The 15,261-nt window shown below is 71.9% G+C and carries 18 protein-coding genes and 1 tRNA gene; 9 read left to right on the forward strand and 10 right to left on the reverse strand.

The features are described 5' to 3' along the window. Window positions 1-25: 25 nt before the first annotated feature. The 3 genes from ACFZDI_RS33140 to ACFZDI_RS33150 all read right to left on the reverse strand — a co-directional run bounded on the left by ACFZDI_RS33140 (window position 26) and on the right by ACFZDI_RS33150 (window position 2,172). Complete coding sequence (locus tag ACFZDI_RS33140) at window positions 26-856, reverse strand: SCO1664 family protein (RefSeq protein ID WP_234849451.1); 831 nt, start codon at window positions 854-856, stop codon at window positions 26-28. After that, a complete protein-coding gene (locus tag ACFZDI_RS33145; protein WP_033311881.1) occupies window positions 820-1,407 on the reverse strand; it encodes a DUF3090 domain-containing protein in 588 nt (195 codons plus the stop codon). Before ACFZDI_RS33145 ends, ACFZDI_RS33140 begins: the two co-directional genes overlap by 37 nt. A gap of 78 nt (window positions 1,408-1,485) precedes the next feature. After that, the gene (locus ACFZDI_RS33150) at window positions 1,486-2,172 is read right to left on the reverse strand and encodes a histidine phosphatase family protein (protein WP_234849452.1); all 687 of its coding nucleotides are present in this window, start codon (window positions 2,170-2,172) and stop codon (window positions 1,486-1,488) included. A gap of 61 nt (window positions 2,173-2,233) precedes the next feature. On the opposite strand from ACFZDI_RS33150, the gene corA reads away from it, so the two are divergent. Beyond that, complete coding sequence (corA, locus tag ACFZDI_RS33155) at window positions 2,234-3,229, forward strand: magnesium/cobalt transporter CorA (RefSeq protein ID WP_391255698.1); 996 nt, start codon at window positions 2,234-2,236, stop codon at window positions 3,227-3,229. 10 nt (window positions 3,230-3,239) lie between these two features. On the opposite strand, the gene ACFZDI_RS33160 is transcribed toward corA, so the two are convergent. Beyond that, the gene (locus ACFZDI_RS33160) at window positions 3,240-4,028 is read right to left on the reverse strand and encodes a ferritin-like domain-containing protein (protein ID WP_391255701.1); all 789 of its coding nucleotides are present in this window, start codon (window positions 4,026-4,028) and stop codon (window positions 3,240-3,242) included. Between the two features lie 266 nt (window positions 4,029-4,294). After that, complete coding sequence (locus ACFZDI_RS33165; RefSeq protein WP_234849455.1) at window positions 4,295-5,350, reverse strand: LLM class F420-dependent oxidoreductase; 1,056 nt, start codon at window positions 5,348-5,350, stop codon at window positions 4,295-4,297. 105 nt (window positions 5,351-5,455) lie between these two features. On the opposite strand from ACFZDI_RS33165, the gene ACFZDI_RS33170 reads away from it, so the two are divergent. The 4 genes from ACFZDI_RS33170 to ACFZDI_RS33185 all read left to right on the forward strand — a co-directional run bounded on the left by ACFZDI_RS33170 (window position 5,456) and on the right by ACFZDI_RS33185 (window position 9,289). Continuing rightward, window positions 5,456-5,584, forward strand: coding sequence for a hypothetical protein (locus tag ACFZDI_RS33170; RefSeq protein ID WP_268839632.1), 129 nt, complete (start codon window positions 5,456-5,458; stop codon window positions 5,582-5,584). Between the two features lie 74 nt (window positions 5,585-5,658). Further along, window positions 5,659-5,823: a hypothetical protein gene (locus ACFZDI_RS33175; protein ID WP_391255706.1), complete on the forward strand. Its 165-nt coding sequence runs from the start codon at window positions 5,659-5,661 to the stop codon at window positions 5,821-5,823. An 11-nt stretch (window positions 5,824-5,834) separates the two neighbouring features. Continuing rightward, window positions 5,835-6,821 (forward strand): aldo/keto reductase, encoded by a 987-nt coding sequence (locus ACFZDI_RS33180; protein WP_391255708.1) that lies wholly within the window; start codon window positions 5,835-5,837, stop codon window positions 6,819-6,821. Next, window positions 6,818-9,289, forward strand: coding sequence for a helix-hairpin-helix domain-containing protein (locus ACFZDI_RS33185; protein ID WP_391255711.1), 2,472 nt, complete (start codon window positions 6,818-6,820; stop codon window positions 9,287-9,289). Before ACFZDI_RS33180 ends, ACFZDI_RS33185 begins: the two co-directional genes overlap by 4 nt. Window positions 9,290-9,350: 61 nt before the next feature. Here the strand turns inward: ACFZDI_RS33185 and ACFZDI_RS33190 are convergent, their stop codons facing one another. Beyond that, window positions 9,351-10,067 carry a hypothetical protein gene (locus ACFZDI_RS33190; RefSeq protein ID WP_234847662.1) on the reverse strand — a complete coding sequence of 239 codons (717 nt, stop codon included), beginning with the start codon at window positions 10,065-10,067 and terminating at the stop codon, window positions 9,351-9,353. A gap of 47 nt (window positions 10,068-10,114) precedes the next feature. On the opposite strand from ACFZDI_RS33190, the gene ACFZDI_RS33195 reads away from it, so the two are divergent. After that, complete coding sequence (locus tag ACFZDI_RS33195; RefSeq protein ID WP_030244084.1) at window positions 10,115-10,303, forward strand: DUF5703 family protein; 189 nt, start codon at window positions 10,115-10,117, stop codon at window positions 10,301-10,303. A 78-nt stretch (window positions 10,304-10,381) separates the two neighbouring features. Here the strand turns inward: ACFZDI_RS33195 and ACFZDI_RS33200 are convergent, their stop codons facing one another. The 3 genes from ACFZDI_RS33200 to ACFZDI_RS33210 all read right to left on the reverse strand — a co-directional run bounded on the left by ACFZDI_RS33200 (window position 10,382) and on the right by ACFZDI_RS33210 (window position 13,135). Continuing rightward, window positions 10,382-11,281, reverse strand: coding sequence for a chaplin family protein (locus ACFZDI_RS33200; protein WP_391255716.1), 900 nt, complete (start codon window positions 11,279-11,281; stop codon window positions 10,382-10,384). 148 nt (window positions 11,282-11,429) lie between these two features. After that, window positions 11,430-11,663, reverse strand: a complete 234-nt coding sequence (gene chpH, locus ACFZDI_RS33205) for a chaplin ChpH (protein WP_234847664.1) — start codon at window positions 11,661-11,663, stop codon at window positions 11,430-11,432. Window positions 11,664-11,809: 146 nt separating this feature from the next. Continuing rightward, entirely contained in the window at window positions 11,810-13,135 is a 1,326-nt protein-coding gene (locus tag ACFZDI_RS33210) for a M20/M25/M40 family metallo-hydrolase (RefSeq protein ID WP_234847665.1), read from the reverse strand. A 196-nt stretch (window positions 13,136-13,331) separates the two neighbouring features. Here ACFZDI_RS33210 and ACFZDI_RS33215 point away from each other — a divergent pair. Both ACFZDI_RS33215 and ACFZDI_RS33220 read left to right on the forward strand, forming a co-directional pair. Next, window positions 13,332-13,416 (forward strand) — tRNA-Leu (locus ACFZDI_RS33215). A 62-nt stretch (window positions 13,417-13,478) separates the two neighbouring features. Next, on the forward strand, window positions 13,479-13,853 hold the full coding sequence (locus tag ACFZDI_RS33220) for a YchJ family metal-binding protein (protein WP_391255721.1): 375 nt from the start codon (window positions 13,479-13,481) through the stop codon (window positions 13,851-13,853). A gap of 5 nt (window positions 13,854-13,858) precedes the next feature. Here the strand turns inward: ACFZDI_RS33220 and ACFZDI_RS33225 are convergent, their stop codons facing one another. Next, a complete protein-coding gene (locus ACFZDI_RS33225) occupies window positions 13,859-14,560 on the reverse strand; it encodes a FadR/GntR family transcriptional regulator (protein ID WP_234847667.1) in 702 nt (233 codons plus the stop codon). Between the two features lie 138 nt (window positions 14,561-14,698). Between ACFZDI_RS33225 and ACFZDI_RS33230 the strand changes: the two genes are divergently transcribed. Beyond that, window positions 14,699-15,217 (forward strand): gluconokinase, GntK/IdnK-type, encoded by a 519-nt coding sequence (locus ACFZDI_RS33230; RefSeq protein WP_391255725.1) that lies wholly within the window; start codon window positions 14,699-14,701, stop codon window positions 15,215-15,217. The last annotated feature ends 44 nt before the right edge of the window (window positions 15,218-15,261 follow it).

A 15,261-nucleotide genomic window follows, 5' to 3' on the forward strand; every position in this document is an offset into this window, starting at 1 on the left:
TTGCGGTGATCCGGCGACTGTGCTGCTACACGGGTGGCCAGGGAATCGCCGGCCATTCCCCGCTCGGCTCGGGGTGGGTCCCCGCGGCGAGGAGCGCCCCGACCCGCGCGCGGGTGGCGTCGATCTCGGCGCCGGTGATCAGCGGTTCGAGCCGCGCGGCGAGCGCCCCGCCCTCGGCGAGGTCCTTCCTGAGGCCTTCCAGGACGTCGGTCGCCTCCTGGGTGAGGGGCTCCCCCGCCCAGCCCCACAACAGGGTCCGCAGCTTGTTCTCGGCGTTGAACGTGACCCCGTGGTCGATGCCGTACAGCCGTCCCTCACCGGTGGGCAGCAGGTGTCCGCCCTTGCGGTCGGCGTTGTTGATGACGGCGTCGAGGACCGCGAGCCGCCGCAGCCGCTCGTCGTCGGCGTGCACGAGGAGCGCGGTGCGTCCCTCGCCGACCTCGGCGAAGCCGATCGCCTTCCAGCCCGGCTCCGGTTCCTCGCCGTCGACCAGGGCGAGGAGTTCCGCCTCGGGGGTCACCTCGACCCACAGCTGGCACATGCCCTCGCCGTACGGGCCGTCGCGCAGCACGGTGGGCGGCACCAGGCCCCAGCCGGTCGCCTCGGAGACCGCGTACGCGGCGACCTCACGCTGGGCCAGCGTCCCGTCGGGGAAGTCCCACAGGGGCCGCTCCCCCGCGACCGGCTTGTAGACACAGGCCGCGTCCTCGCCGTCGTACGACACCGTGCAGTACAGGGCCGCGTTGGAGGCCTCACGGATGCGTCCGCGTACGGTCAGTTCACCCCGGGCGAGCAGCTCGGCGGCGTGCGCGGGAGGTGTCACGCTCCGCGGCGGTATCCGTTCTGGCGCGGACATACGTGTCCTTCCGGGTCGAGCGGGAGGCTGCACAGCGGGCACGGCGGCCGTCCGGCGTTGACGACGTCGAGGGCGCGTTTGGCGAAGGCCCTGGCCTGCGCGCCGGTGAGCCGGACCCGCAGCATCGGCGGGCCGTTCTCCTCGTCCTGGAGCAGTCGCTCCTCGGCTTCGGCGAGGTCCTCCTCGGATTCCGCGTCGAGCTCCACGAGCGCCTGCGCCTCGACGATCATGAGCTGCTCGTCGCCGTCCCAGGCCAGCGCCATGGTGCCGACCCGGAACTCCTCCTCGATGGGGGTGTCCAGCGGCGCGGTGTCGGTGTCCGAGGGTGCGACCGCGGGGACGTGGGCGCTGCCCCCGCTACGGCGTACGACCTCGTCGAGCAGTTCGTCCATGCGCTCGGCCAGGGCGGCGACCTGGGTCTTCTCCAGGGCCACGCTGGTCACCCGGGAGCCGGCGGAGGCCTGGAGGAAGAACGAACGGCGCCCGGGCAGTCCGACCGTACCGGCCACGAAACGCTCCGGATGGTCGTAGAGGAACACCTGACGGGACACGTCCTGTCTCCATTGGAATCGTGGGAACCGTGTGACCACGGCACTGCTGCGACCGCTTCACCCTACTGCGGCGAACGATCACGGTGCGCCCGCACCACCCCCGACTTCGGCCTCGCCGGCCGGCGGCTCTTCGCGCGGCACGAGGGACGTGAAGTCACCGGTGTCGCCGAGGCGGACGAGAAACGGCCGCAGCCGGGTGTAGCGGATCGCGGTGATGGAACACGGTTCAACGGAAATCCGCTGGAAGAGGTCCAAGTGAAGTCCGAGGGCGTCCGCGACGAGCGACTTGATGATGTCGCCGTGCGAGCACATCAGGTAGACGGCGTCGGCGCCGTGGTCGCGCTCCACGCGCGCGTTCCACTCGTGTACGGCCTCGGCGGCGCGGGTCTGCATGGACCGCATCGACTCGCCTCCGGGGAACGCCGCGGCGGAGGGGTGCGCCTGCACCACCTCCATCAGGGGCTCGTCCTTGAGCTCGGCGAGCTTGCGTCCGGACCAGTCGCCGTAGTGGCACTCGCCGATGCGTTCGTCGGTGTGCGGGCTCAGTCCGGGCCGGGCCTCCAGCAGCGGCCGGACGGTCTCCTGGCAGCGCTGGAGCGGGCTGGTGACGATTTCGGCGAGGGGCAGTTCGGCCAGCCGCCCGGGGAGCGCGGCGGCCTGTGCGGCGCCGCGTTCGTCGAGGGCGACGCCGGGCGTCCAGCCGGCGAGGAGTCCCTCGGTGTTGGCGGTGGAGCGTCCGTGCCTGACCAGGATCAGCGTGGGCATGCGGTCCAGCGTAGGCGCACGCGTTCGTGCGGTGTCGTTCGAGTGACGGGAGAGTTCCTTCGTGATCGTCGACTGTGCCATCTACCGCGAAGGACAGCGGTCGGAAGGGCCCGAGGACCTCTCCGACGCCCTGGGTGAGGCCCGCACGGCGGGCGGGTTCGTGTGGATCGGGCTGCACGAGCCGACCGAGAGCGAGTTCGAGCATGTGACCCGGGAGTTCGGGCTGCACCCACTGGCCGTCGAGGACGCCCTCAAGGCCCACCAGCGGCCCAAGCTGGAGGTGTACGACGACTCGCTCTTCGTGGTGCTCAAGCCGGTGGCGTACGAGCCGGAGAGCGACACCGTCTCCTCCGGCGAGATCATGATCTTCCTGGGCGACTCGTTCGTGGTGACCGTCCGGCACGGCGAGGGCACCCCGCTCAAGGCCGTACGGCAACGGCTGGAGCACGAGCCGGAGCTGCTCGGCAAAGGCCCCACGGCCGTGCTGTACGCGGTCGCCGACGCCACCGTCGACCACTACCTGGACGTGGCGACCGAACTTCAGACGGACCTGGAGGGTCTGGAAGCGGAGGTCTTCTCGCCGGACGGCGGGGGCTCACGGAACACGGCGTCCCGGATCTACGACTTCAAGCGGCAGGTCCTGGAGTTCCGCCGGGCGACCGGGCCGCTGGCCCCGCCGATGAGCCGGCTGGCGGGCACGGCGACGACCGGCGTGACCGTGCCGTTCGTGGACGACCGGGCCCGGCCGTTCTTCCGTGACGTCAGCGATCACCTCACGCGCGTGAACGAGTCCGTGGAGAACCTGGACCGGCTGGTGTCGGACATCCTCTCGGCGCACCTCGCGCAGATGAGCGTCCGGCAGAACGACGACATGCGGAAGATCTCCGCGTGGGCGGCCATGGCCGCGATCCCCACGATGTTCGCGGGGATCTACGGCATGAACTTCGAGCACATGCCCGAGCTGCGCTGGGTCTGGTCCTATCCGGCGCTGATCGCCCTGATGACCGTCCTGGAGATCATGGTCTTCCGGCTGTTCAAGCGCCGGGGGTGGTTGTAGCCGGGCCGGTTCAGACGAACTCGGGTTCCGGGGTCGCGGGGCCGCCGAGGGCGTTGCGGCGCTCGGGCGGCGTCAGCGACACCATCCGGCGCCAGCCGCCCAGGCGTTCGTAGGCGTAGACGGCGTGGATGCCGGCCGCGAGCACGGCCGACTTGGCCCTGGACCAGCCGAGAATGCGGCCCATGTCCGCCATGACGGCGAGGCTGACGTCGCGGTAGATCCGGATCTCGGCCAGCGCGCAGTCGCGCAGGGTGCGCTGGATGACCCGGCCGTGGCCCGCGTAGGCGAAGCGCAGCAGCTCCTCGTGGCAGTAGGCGAGGTGGTTGTCCTCGTCGTTGGAGATCTGCTTGACCGCGCGGCCGATGTCGGGGTGGTCGGCGAAGTGCTTGCGGAGCAGGTCCATCTGCTCCGAGGCACGCTGCTCGGTGACCCTGCTGTGCGAGAGGTAGGTGACGATGTCCTGGACGGTGAGCCGCTCGTCGCGCCGCAGCTGATCGTGCGCGAGGCCGATGCCGTTCTTCTCCAGGAGCATGGTGTAGTCGGTCTCGGGCGGGACCGGCACGGGGGCGAGACCCCGCTTCTTCATCAGGGCGTTGAAGATGCGGCCGTGCTTGTCCTCGTCGGCGCCGTGCCGGCTGATCTTGGGGGCGAGTTCCCGCTCGGCCTCGGGCACGAGGGCGGCGATCCGGGCGTTCTCCCAGCCGCCCTGGGACTCACCGCTCGCGGCGATGGAGCAGAACAGGGCGAAGGACTCGTCGTTGTCGAGGATCTCCTGGAACAGACTCTTGGCCGAAAGCATCGTGGGCACCTCTCCCGCGCGCGTGGGCGTACTGCGACATTCCGCAGGGTTCCGCGAACAACGAGTCAAGTGCGGGGTGGGGGGCGCTGCAACAGGTGTGAGGGACAACTCCGCCGAATGGAGGACTCGGGGGCCGCGGGACCCGGGACGGGGGAAGAGGCCGCTGTGCCGTAACCGTGGGCGCCCCCGGCGCGTTGTTCCGCGTGACGGCCGTGGCGGGGAAGACCCCCGAGCCCCCACCACGGCCGGTGAAACTCCCGGTCGGCTCAGGCGAGCCCGGCGCGCTCCAGGGCCTCCGTGCCGGCCCTGAGGGACGCGAGCCGCTCGTCGAGCGTGAAGCCCGCCGGTGCGAGGGACAGGGTGGTGACCCCGGCCGCGGCGTAGGCCTTCATCCGGTCCGCGATCCGGTCGACGGAGCCGAGCAGGGTCGTCTTGTCGATCAGGTCGTGCGGTACGGCGGCCGCGGCGCCCTGCTTGTCGCCTGAGAGGTACTTGCTCTGGATCTCGGCGGCTTCCTGCTCGTAGCCCATGCGCTGGGCGAGCTGGTTGTAGAAGTTCTGCTTGGGGCTGCCCATGCCGCCGACGTACAGGGCGGTGTAGGGGCGGAAGGTGTCGGCGAGCGCGGTCACGTCCTTGTCGTCGCCGACGGCGAGCGGCAGGGTCGGGCAGACGTCGAACCCGTCGAGGGTCTTGCCGGCCTTCTCGCGCCCGGCGCGCAGGTGCGTGATCGTGGTGTCCTCCAGGTGCTCGGCGGAGGGGAAGATCAGCAGGGCGCCGTCGGCGATCTCGCCGGTCTGTTCGAGGTTCTTCGGGCCGATCGCGGCGATGTACAGCGGGATGTGCTCGCGCTGCGGGTGCACGGTGAGCTTGATGGGCTTGCCGGGGCCGCCGGGCAGGGGCAGCGTCCAGTGCTGTCCTTCGTAGGACAGGCGCTCGCGGGTCATGGCCTTGCGGACGATCTCGACGTACTCGCGGGTGCGGGCGAGCGGCTTGTCGAACTTGACGCCGTACCAGCCCTCGGAGACCTGCGGGCCCGAGACACCGAGGCCGAGGCGGAAGCGGCCGCCGGAGAGGGAGTCGAGGGTGGCGGCGGTCATGGCCGTCATGGCGGGCTGGCGGGCCGGGATCTGGAAGATCGCCGAGCCGACGTCGATGCGCTCGGTCTGGGCGGCGACCCAGCTCAGCACGGTGGCGGCGTCGGAGCCGTAGGCCTCGGCGGCCCAGCAGACGGCGTAGCCGAGACGGTCGGCCTCCTGGGCGACGGCCAGGTTGTCCGCGTCCATTCCGGCACCCCAGTAGCCGAGGTTGATACCGAGCTGCATGCCACATCCCCTTACTGATCAGTAACGTGCCTGTGCGGGCACCCTAGCGCGCGGGCCGGGGGGACGGATACGGCCGCCGCCGACGCGTTGGACGGAGAGGCAAGGGTGAAGCGAGTACTCCCCCTGGGCCTCCGGGCGGCGGCCGCAGCGATCCTCGAGGACTCCAAGGACGTCCTCGGCTCCTTCTCCACCGACGAGGCCGGGTACTGGCGGGCTGCGCAGCGGCCGTGGTGAGCCGGACCGCGGGCGCCAACAAGGGTTGCCGGTGTGGGACGGGAGGTGCTGACCGAGGGCGGCGGAGGCGGTCGGTGCCCGAACGGCCGGTGGCGATCGAGGGCGGTGGCGGGCGGGCGGTGCCCGAGCGCGGGGTGCCCACCTGGGGCGGCGGCGGGCGGGTGGTGTGGGACGACCGGGCGGCCGCCTCCGGAAATCCGTCGTCCGCGGCCACTCACACCGTAGGTTCTGGCCAGTAATCTCGGCGTTCATGGAGCAGAGGCATCTCGGCCGCACCGGCCTTCGTGTGTCCCGCATCGGGCTCGGCACCCTGACCTGGGGGCGGGACACCGACGAGCACGACGCCGCGGACCTGATGAAGACCTTCTGGGAAGCGGGCGGGACCCTCGTCGACACCGCGGACGTGTACGGGGACGGCGAGGCCGAGTACCTGCTCGGCAGGCTCATGGAAGGGCTGGTGCCCCGCCGGGACCTGGTCGTCTCGACCAAGGCCGGCAGCGTGCCCGACCCCGACCGCCGTTTCGACGGCTCCCGCGGCCATCTGCTCTCCGCGCTGGACGCCTCGCTCACCCGGCTCGGCACGGACTACGTCGACCTGTGGCACGTGCACGCCTTCGACCCGGAGACCCCGCTGGAGGAGACCCTCCAGGCACTCGACCTGGCGGTCTCCAGCGGGCGTGCGCGCTACGCGGCCGTCTCCAACTTCTGCGGCTGGCAGCTGGCCAAGGCCGCGACCTGGCAGCTGGCGGCCCCGGGCATCCGGACCCGGCTGGCCGGGACGCAGCTGGAGTACTCCCTGCTGCAGCGCGGAGTGGAGCGGGAGGTGCTGCCGGCCGCGATGGACCTGGGGATAGGCCTGCTGCCCTCCTCGCCGCTCGGGCGCGGCGTGCTGACGGGCAAGTACCGGGGCGACGCGATGCCGCCGGATTCTCGCGGTGCCTCCGAGCACCTGGCGCCCTTCGTCGCGCCGTACCTCGACGACACGGCGAGCCGCATCGTGGACGCCGTGACCACCGCGGCCGACGGGCTCGCGGTGACGCCGCTCCAGGTGGCCCTGGCGTGGGTGCGCGACCGGCCCGGCGTGACCGCCCCGATCGTCGGCGCGCGCAACGCGCAGCAGCTCACGGCGGCGTTGTCAGTGGAGACCCTTAGTCTTCCTGACGAGATCTGCCGGGCGCTCGACGATGTGTCGGCGCCCGTGCACCGCTATCCCGATCACGACTGGAGCACGCTGTGAGCACGGAGCCCGAGACCAGGGAGGACACCGAGCCGGGGACGCCGGGCGCCGAGGCCGCACAGGCTGCGAAGGCCGACAGGACCGGGAGCGGCGACGCCCCCGACCCCGAGCAGACGCCCGACTCAGGGGGCGGTGACACGGGGGCGAAGCAGACGGCCGAGACGGAGGGCAGCGACGCGGGGGCCGAGCAGACGGCCGCGACGGAGGGCACTGGCGCGAGAGCCGGGCAGTCTGCCGAAGAAGAGAGCGTGGGCGCCGGGGACGGGCAGTCTGCCGGGGCGGAGGGTGGCGACGCAGGTGGTGATGCCGCTGACGGCGGGCAGGTTTCCGAGGCGGAGGCCGAGCTTCGGGCGCAGCAGATCGAGCGGGAGCGCATCGAGCAGCGCAAGGCCGAGAAGAAGGGGCCGATCCGCAGCGGCACCAAGCTGAGCGGCAAGGCCGCCGATCTGCTCGCGGCCGTACGGGCCGTCGAGAGCGGCGAGAAGTCGGTGGCCCCGGTCTTCGAAGAGCCCCGGCCCGCCCCCCGCCGCTCCGCCCCCGAGCCGGAGCGGCGGCCGCAGCCGGTGCCGCCCGAGCCGGTCGCCACGCAGGCGGTGCCCGCACCGGAGGCGGTCCAGGCCGTCCGGCGGGTACTCGGCGAGGGCGGCGCCCCGGAAGTGCTCGCGCCCCAGGTGGCCGCGGCCCTGGGCGAGGGTGCGGACGCGCAGCTGCGGGCCGACCCCTGGCAGTTGCTGCGGATCCCGGGCGTGCGCCCCGAGCAGGCCGACGGTTTCGCCCGGGCGCTTCTCGGTGCCGAGTGCGGCCCGGACGACGAGCGGCGCGGCCGGGCCGTCACCGGCTGGCTCCTGGAGCAGGCGGCGCTGGCCGGGCACACCGCCCTGGAGATGCCGGCGCTCCTCGCGGCCCTGGCGCAGCGCGGCGTGCCGGAACCCGACGGTGCCGTGCAGGGCGCGATCGCGGAGGGCGAGGCCCTGGTCTTCCAGGACGCCCTGGAGGAGGCCGGTGCCCCGGCCCGGGCCGCCGACGAGGACGACACGCTGGAGGACGAGGAGCGTCCGGTCCGCGTCCTGGTCGGTCTGGAGCGGTACGCGCTGGCGGAGGAGAGCCTCGCCGACGGCCTGGCCCGGCTGGTCAACTCGACGCCCAAGCAGGACGGTTCGGCAGCGGACTGGGAGCGGGCCGCCGCGGCGGCCCAGGGGTCCACGGCGGAGCTGATCCGTGCGGTGGCCGGTCAGGGCCTGGTACTGCACACCGGCGGGGAGGCGTCCCTGGCCGAGCCCGCGGCGCTGCTGGACGCCGCGCGGTCGTTCGGGCTGCGGGCCTGGGCGGCCACGCACGGCCCGATCGGCCGCACCCGTTTCGCGGCCCTGCTGGGGCGCGCCGGTGGGCCCGCGGGCGAGGCGGCTGACGCCTCCCGGCAGCCGGGCGCGCGCGGCTCCTCGGACAGCGTCACGCGGTCCGCCGGGGACGCACCGGACCGGCCCACGACGGCCGACGGTCCGATGGGCGCCGCACCCCCCGTCGCCACCGTCTCCGGCCTGCTCGCCGGCCGCGAAGGTCCCGGCCGGGACGCGGACGGTGTCCTCGATCTCGACCTGCTCGTCGTACTCGACGCACCCCAGTTGGACGTCGAGACGGCGGCCCTGCTGACCGAGTCGATGCCGGACGGGGCACGCCTGGTCCTGTCGGGCGATCCGGCGGTGTTGTGGTCGGTGGGGCCGGGCCGGGTGTTCGCGGATCTGCTCGCGGCGCGGATCTGCCCGCAGGTGGCCTCGCGGCGGCCGGATCCCGGGCCGCTGGGGGAGCTGGTCTCCGGTGTCGGCGTCGGCGAGCTGAACCAGGTCGAGGCCCCCGGCAAGGAGATCGTGATCGTGCCGGTGCGGGACGCGGGCGAGGCCGTGCACCGGACGGTGCAGCTCGTCGTGGACTCGGTGCCGCGGGCGATCGGTGTGCCGGCCGCGGAGACACAGGTGATCACCCCCGGGCACGGCGGGGCCGTGGGGACGCGGGTGCTGAACGCCGCCCTGAAGGAGCGGCTCAATCCGGGCCCGGGCCGCTTCGGCGGCTTCGACCCCGGTGACCGGATCGTCTACTCCCCCGTTCCCGGCCGTGCGCTGCCGGGCCGGGTGGTGACCGCGGACGCCGAGGGACTGCACCTGTCGTGCGAGGGCGAGAACGTCGTCGTCCCGAAGGAGCGGGTGGAGCAGGCGGTACGGCACGGGTGGGCGCTGACCGCGCACCAGGCTGTGGGGAGCCGGTGGCCCGCGGTGGTCGTGGTGCTGCCCGGCGATGCGGCGCAGGCGCTCAGCCGGCCCTGGGTGTACACGGCGTTCGGGCGGGCCGACCGGCATCTGTCGGTGGTGCACGGGGTGGAGCAGGCGCTGCCGCGTGCCGTGGCCGAGGTCCCGGCTAAGCCGCGCACGACCCGGCTTCCGGTGCTGCTCGCACCTCAGATCAGCGGCGACTGACGGGCGCGGGGGTCAGGACCCGGCCCCTGACCCCCGCCTCCGTGGTCGCCGACGTGTGCGCTCAGCGGCGGTCCCCGTCCAGCGGCTCCAGATCCTCGTCCAGGTCGCCGGCGAGGTCGTCCTCGAAACCGTCGCCCTCGTCGCCGTCGTCGTCCTCGTCCTCGTCGACGTCGTCGATCTCGTCGTCGAAGACGGCGCTGACGTCGAAGCGGCAGACCACCTGCTGTGGATCGACCTGCTCGAACGGTGCCTCCAGCCACTCGCCGGGCTCGGCCGGTTCGTCCGCCGCCGTCACCCAGAGCGTGGAGTCGCCCTCCTCCAGCCCGAACTCCTTGTGCCGGGAGGCGATCTCGTCGGGCTCGAACTCCCCGAAGAGCAGTCCGAGCGCCCCGTGCACCGTCCCGGAGGCCGGAGAGCCCTCGTCCCCCTCCACGGCCTCGATCCGCTGCGCCTGGGCGAGCAGACGCTGCGGTTCGGCGACGGCGTAGTCGCGACGGATCAGTACGCTCAGCGCGTTCGGTTCCTCTGGTCCGGTGTACGGGGGCAGGGCGTCCTCGGCGCCGGGGATCTCGAAGGGTGTGACCTCGTCGTAGCGGTCGTAGAGCAGTTCGTCGTACACCTCTGCGGCCGCGGCCAGCTGGTTGAACGCCTCGAACACGGCCGGGTCGTCCTCCCCCGACCTGCGTTCGACCGCGGCCAGGTGGCGGTCGAGCGCGGTCTTGACCGCCTCGGCGGCGGCGCGTACCTCGGCAGCGGTGGGCTGCGCAGCATCAGACATAGTGCAGACGCTATCCGTACCGGGGCCCAGCCCGCACAATAGATGCGATGCCGGAATACGAATTTGTCGACGTGTACGTGCCGCGCGGGGTCTCCCGTAAGGAAACGGCACGTCTGCTGACGGACCACGCGGAGTACGGACACTGGGAGTTGTACCGCCTGAGCCTGCTGCGTGACGGCAGCCGCAGGGTGCGGTTGCGCCGACGGATCATCCGCCAGGTGCGGGCCACGTGGTGAGCGACGACGGAGCACGAGAAGAAGACACATGACGGAGCGGGCCCCGCGTCGGCGGGGCCCGCTCCGTTGTGCGGGGGGTCAGGCCGAGGCGCGCGCCTTGCGGTAGAGGATCGCGCCGGCGAGCAGCGCCCCGGCGCCGGCCGGGAGGACCAGGCCGAGCGGCAGGTCGCTGCCGGTGCTGGCGAGCTGGGCCTCGCCGTGGGGCTGGGTGACGAACCGGCCGCCCGGCTCGTTGCCGTGCGAGGAGCCGCCCGGGGTCTGGCCGCCGGCGCCGGGCGGGGTGCCCGGGGTGCCGGGGTGGCCGGGCTCACCGGGGTTGCCCGGGGTGCCAGGGTTGCCAGGGTTGGTGCCAGGGTTGCCGGGGTTGGTGCCAGGGTTCCCCGGGTTGCCGGGGTTCCCAGGGTTCCCCGGGTTGCCGGGGTTACCGGGGTTGCCGGGGTTGCCGGGGTTCCCCGGGGTGCCCGGGCCGCCGGGTTCGCCCGGGGTTTCGTGGCCGCCGCCGGGCGGGGTGCCGTGGTGGCCGCCGCCGTTCGAGCAGTCGTTGCCCGTGCTGGGGTTGCCGACGCCGATGACGTCGACGCTGTTGCCGCAGACGTTCACCGGCACGTGGACCGGCGCCTGGACGTGGTTGCCGGAGCCGACGCCGGGTGAGCCGGTGGCGTGCCCGCCCGCGTGGGAGCCGCCGTGACCGCCCTTGCCGCCCTGTTCGCCGTATCCCCCCGATGGCGATCCACCGCCCTTGTTGGCGCAGGAGTTGCCCACCGACGGGTTGAGGACACCGACGACGTTGACGGTGTTCCCGCACACGTTGACCGGCGCGTACACCGGCGCCTGCACGGAGTTTCCGGACAGCACGCCGGGCGAACCCGACGCCGCGCCCTGGGCGCCCGAGTCGGCGTGCGCGGAGCCGCCCGCGGCGGCGATCACGCCGGTCGCGGCCGCCACGGTCATCAGACCCTTGCGGGTGACCTGTCGCATTTACTGAATACCTGCCTTCGACCCTGTCTCGAATTTTTGAATTCTCGAATGCTTCTCGAATTCCTCGAAAGAAGCGTTCGGTCCCGGAGCGCATGGCACGCACTCCGGGACCGATGGCTTGTGGACTTCCCTCAGCGAGGGGAAAGCATCACTTGTTGATGCAGGTGTTGCCGAAGGCGGGGTTCAGCAGCCCGATCACGGAGACCGTGTTGCCGCAGACGTTCACCGGGACGTGAACGGGCACCTGGACAACGTTGCCGGACAGGACGCCCGGGGAGTGCGCGGCGACACCCTGAGCACCCGAGTCGGCGACGGCCAGGCCCGCGCCCGCGAGAACCAGCCCACCGGTGGCAGTCGCAGCAGCGACGACCTTCTTGATCATTATTCCTCCTAGTTGGCAAAGCGACCCATCTTGCGATCGCATTACCTGTAACGAGGAGGGAGTAATGAGGCTACGAGCTTATGGTCGCATTCACTCTTCCCAGTCGATCCCGCACGCGCGACCGAATAGCCCGTCCACGGGGCCGGTCAGGACAGGTCGATGAAACGGTCGAGCACGCGCACGCCGAACTGCAGGCCCTCCACCGGAACCCGCTCGTCCACGCCGTGGAACATGCCGGCGAAGTCCAGCTCCGGCGGCAGCTTCAGCGGCACGAAGCCGAAGCCCCGGATGCCCAGGTCGTCGAAGGACTTGGCGTCCGTCCCGCCGGAGAGCATGTAGGGGATCGCCTTGGCGGTCGGGTCCTCCGCCAGCAGCGCGGACTGCATCGCCCCCACCAGCGCCCCGTCGAAGGAGGTCTCCACGGCCTTGTCGGCGTGCACGTCCTCGCGCCGTACGTTCGGGCCGAGGATCCGGTCGAGGTCGGCGAGGAACTCCTCCTCGTGGCCGGGCAGGAACCGCCCGTCGACGTGCGCGGTCGCCTCGCCCGGGATGACGTTGACCTTGTAACCGGCGCCGAGCTGCGTCGGGTTGGCCGTGTTGCTCAGCGTCGCGCCGATGAACTTGGCGATGCCGCCGAGTCTGACGAGGGTCGACTCCATGTCCTCCGGGTCGAGTTCGGTGCCGAGCGCGTCACCGAGCTCGTCGAGGAAGGCGCGGGTGGTCTTGGTGACGCGCACCGGGAACTTGTGCCGCCCGAGCCGCGCGACGGCCTCCGACAGCTCGGTGATCGCGTTGTCCCGGTGGATCATCGATCCGTGCCCGGCGGTGCCGGCCACGGTGAGCTTCATCCAGTGCATGCCCTTCTCGGCCGTCTGGATCATGTAGAGCCGCCGCTGCTCGCTGACGGTGAACGAGAACCCGCCCACCTCGCTGATCGCCTCGGTGACGCCCTCGAACAGCTCGGGGTGCTTGCGCACGAGGTGCTTGGCCCCGTAGGTGCCGCCCGCCTCCTCGTCGGCGAGGAAGGCGAGGACGATGTCCCGCGGGGGCTTGCGCCCGCTGCGCAGCCGGTCGCGGACGACCGCGAGGGTCATCGCGTCCATGTCCTTCATGTCGACGGCCCCGCGGCCCCACACGCAGCCGTCCGCGACCTCGCCGGAGAAGGGGTGGTGGGTCCAGTCGTCGGCGTTGGCCGGGACGACGTCGGTGTGGCCGTGGATGAGGAGCGCGGGCCGGGAGGGGTCCTCGCCCTCGATCCGGGCGACCGTGGAGGCGCGGCCCGGGTGGGACTCGAAGATCTGCGGTTCGAGCCCGACCTCGGCGAGCTTCTCGGCGACGTACTCCGCCGCCTTGCGCTCGCCCGGACCCGAGTGGTCGCCGTAGTTGCTGGTGTCGATCTGGATCAGCTCGCGGCAGAGGTCCACGACCTCGTCCTCGCCTGTGACGCTCCTGGCCGTGTCCGTCTCGCTCACGTGCTTCCTCCCGGTGTCACTGCTGGTGGGTCCCCCTCATCCTCTCTCTCCCCGGCCCGCACCCCAAGAGCGCTCCCGGCCCGTCACACGCCGTTCACGCCTCGCCGGGGTGCGGACGGGGGGTGATCGGCCACCCCCGAAAGCCTGGTAATGTTTACGTCGTCGCCGCGGGGAGAACCCACGCGACAGACACCTTGTCCGGGTGGCGGAATGGCAGACGCGCTAGCTTGAGGTGCTAGTGCCCTTTATCGGGCGTGGGGGTTCAAGTCCCCCCTCGGACACATGAACTGAGGGCCGTGACCGCGAGGTCACGGCCCTCGGGCGTTTCCGCGGAAAGGTGACCATGACCAGGCGTTCCTGCCCGTGCGGGCTCCCCGAGGCGTACGCGGCGTGCTGCGGGCGGTTCCACTCCGGGGCCGCTGCCGCGCCGACCGCCGAGGCGTTGATGCGGTCCCGGTACTGCGCCTTCGTGCGGGGGAACGTGGCGTATCTGCTGCGGACCTGGCATCCGCGGACGCGGCCCGGGACGCTGGAGCCGGATCCGGGCATGCGGTGGACCGGGCTGGAGATCCTGGGCGTGAGCGGCGGCTCGGCGTTCCACACCACCGGGACCGTGGAGTTCCGGGCGTCGTACCGGGGCGGGTCGCTGCACGAGCGGAGCCGGTTCGAGCGGGTCGACGGGGCCTGGGTGTACGTCGACGGGGAGTTCCCGGCGTAGCGGTGCTACGGCGCCAGGATGTCGAGTTCCTGGAGGGCGCCGACCGTGATCTCGCGGGTCAGCTCCTCCGCCCGGGCGGAGTCGCCCGCGCGGACCGCCTCGGCGACCTGGACGTGCAGGGTGACGGCGGCCGGGTCGGGGTCCTCGAACATCACGTCGTGCTGGGTGCGGCCGGTGAGGACCTCCGCGACGACGTCGCCGAGGCGGGCGAACATCTCGTTGCCGGAGGCCTCCAGGATGACGCGGTGGAAGGCGACGTCGTGCAGGAGATAGCCCTCCAGCTTGTGACCGCGTGAGTGGGCGACCATGCCGAGGGCGCATTCGGTGAGTTCGGCGCACTGCTCGGCCGTGGCGTGCCGGGCGGCGAGGCCGGCCGCGACCGGTTCGACGGCCGAGCGCAACACCGTGAGGGACCGCAACTGCCAGGGCCGGTCCGAGCCGGCCAGGCGCCAGCGGATCACCTGCGGGTCGTAGACGTTCCACTCGGACTTCGGGCGGACCGTCACGCCGACGCGGCGGCGGGACTCGACCAGGTACATGGACTCCAGGACGCGGACCGCCTCGCGCATCACGGAGCGCGACACGTCGAAACGCTGGGCGAGCTCGTCGGTGCGCAGGACACTGCCCGGCGGGTACTCCCCCGCCGTGATCTCGGGGCCGAGGGTGTCCAGTACATGGCCGTGCAGCCCCCGGCCCGGTGTGCTCATGCACTCAGCGTACGGGGTAGATCACGGAGATAAAAAGTCAGACTTATCCATGACAGGCTCTTGAATTAGTCGTACCTAATGGGTTTCAGTTGCGTCGACATCAGGTGTCGACCTCGGACAGCAGACAGTGAGGCAGCGATGAACACCCCCCACGTCGTCGTGGTCATGGGCGTAGCGGGCACCGGCAAGACCACGATCGGTCCCCTGCTCGCGGCCCGGATCGGCGTCCCCTACGCCGAGGGCGACGACTTCCACCCGCAGGCCAACATCGCCAAGATGTCGGCCGGCACCCCGCTCACCGACGAGGACCGCCTGCCGTGGCTGGACGCCATCGGCGCGTGGGCGCACGGCCGGACGGGGCTCGGCGGGGTGGTCAGCTGCTCGGCGCTGAAGCGGTCCTACCGCGACCGGCTGCGGGCCGCCGCACCCGGTGTGGTCTTCGTGCACCTCGCCGGTGACCGCGCGCTGATCGAGGACCGGATGTCACACCGGCAGGGACACTTCATGCCCACGGCGCTGCTCGACTCCCAGTTCGCCACGCTCCAGCCCCTGGAGGCGGACGAGGCGGGCGTCGAGGTGAACGTCTCGGGCAGTCCGGAGGAGATCACCCGGCGAGCGGCGCTCGCCCTGGAGGACCTCCCCGAACCCGTGCAGTAGTCCCTGCCGGCCGATTCCCTCCCCTACTCCCCAACGCAAGGGAA

Source organism: Streptomyces sp. NPDC007907 (genome assembly GCF_042959365.1).
GTDB lineage: Bacteria > Actinomycetota > Actinomycetes > Streptomycetales > Streptomycetaceae > Streptomyces > Streptomyces indiaensis.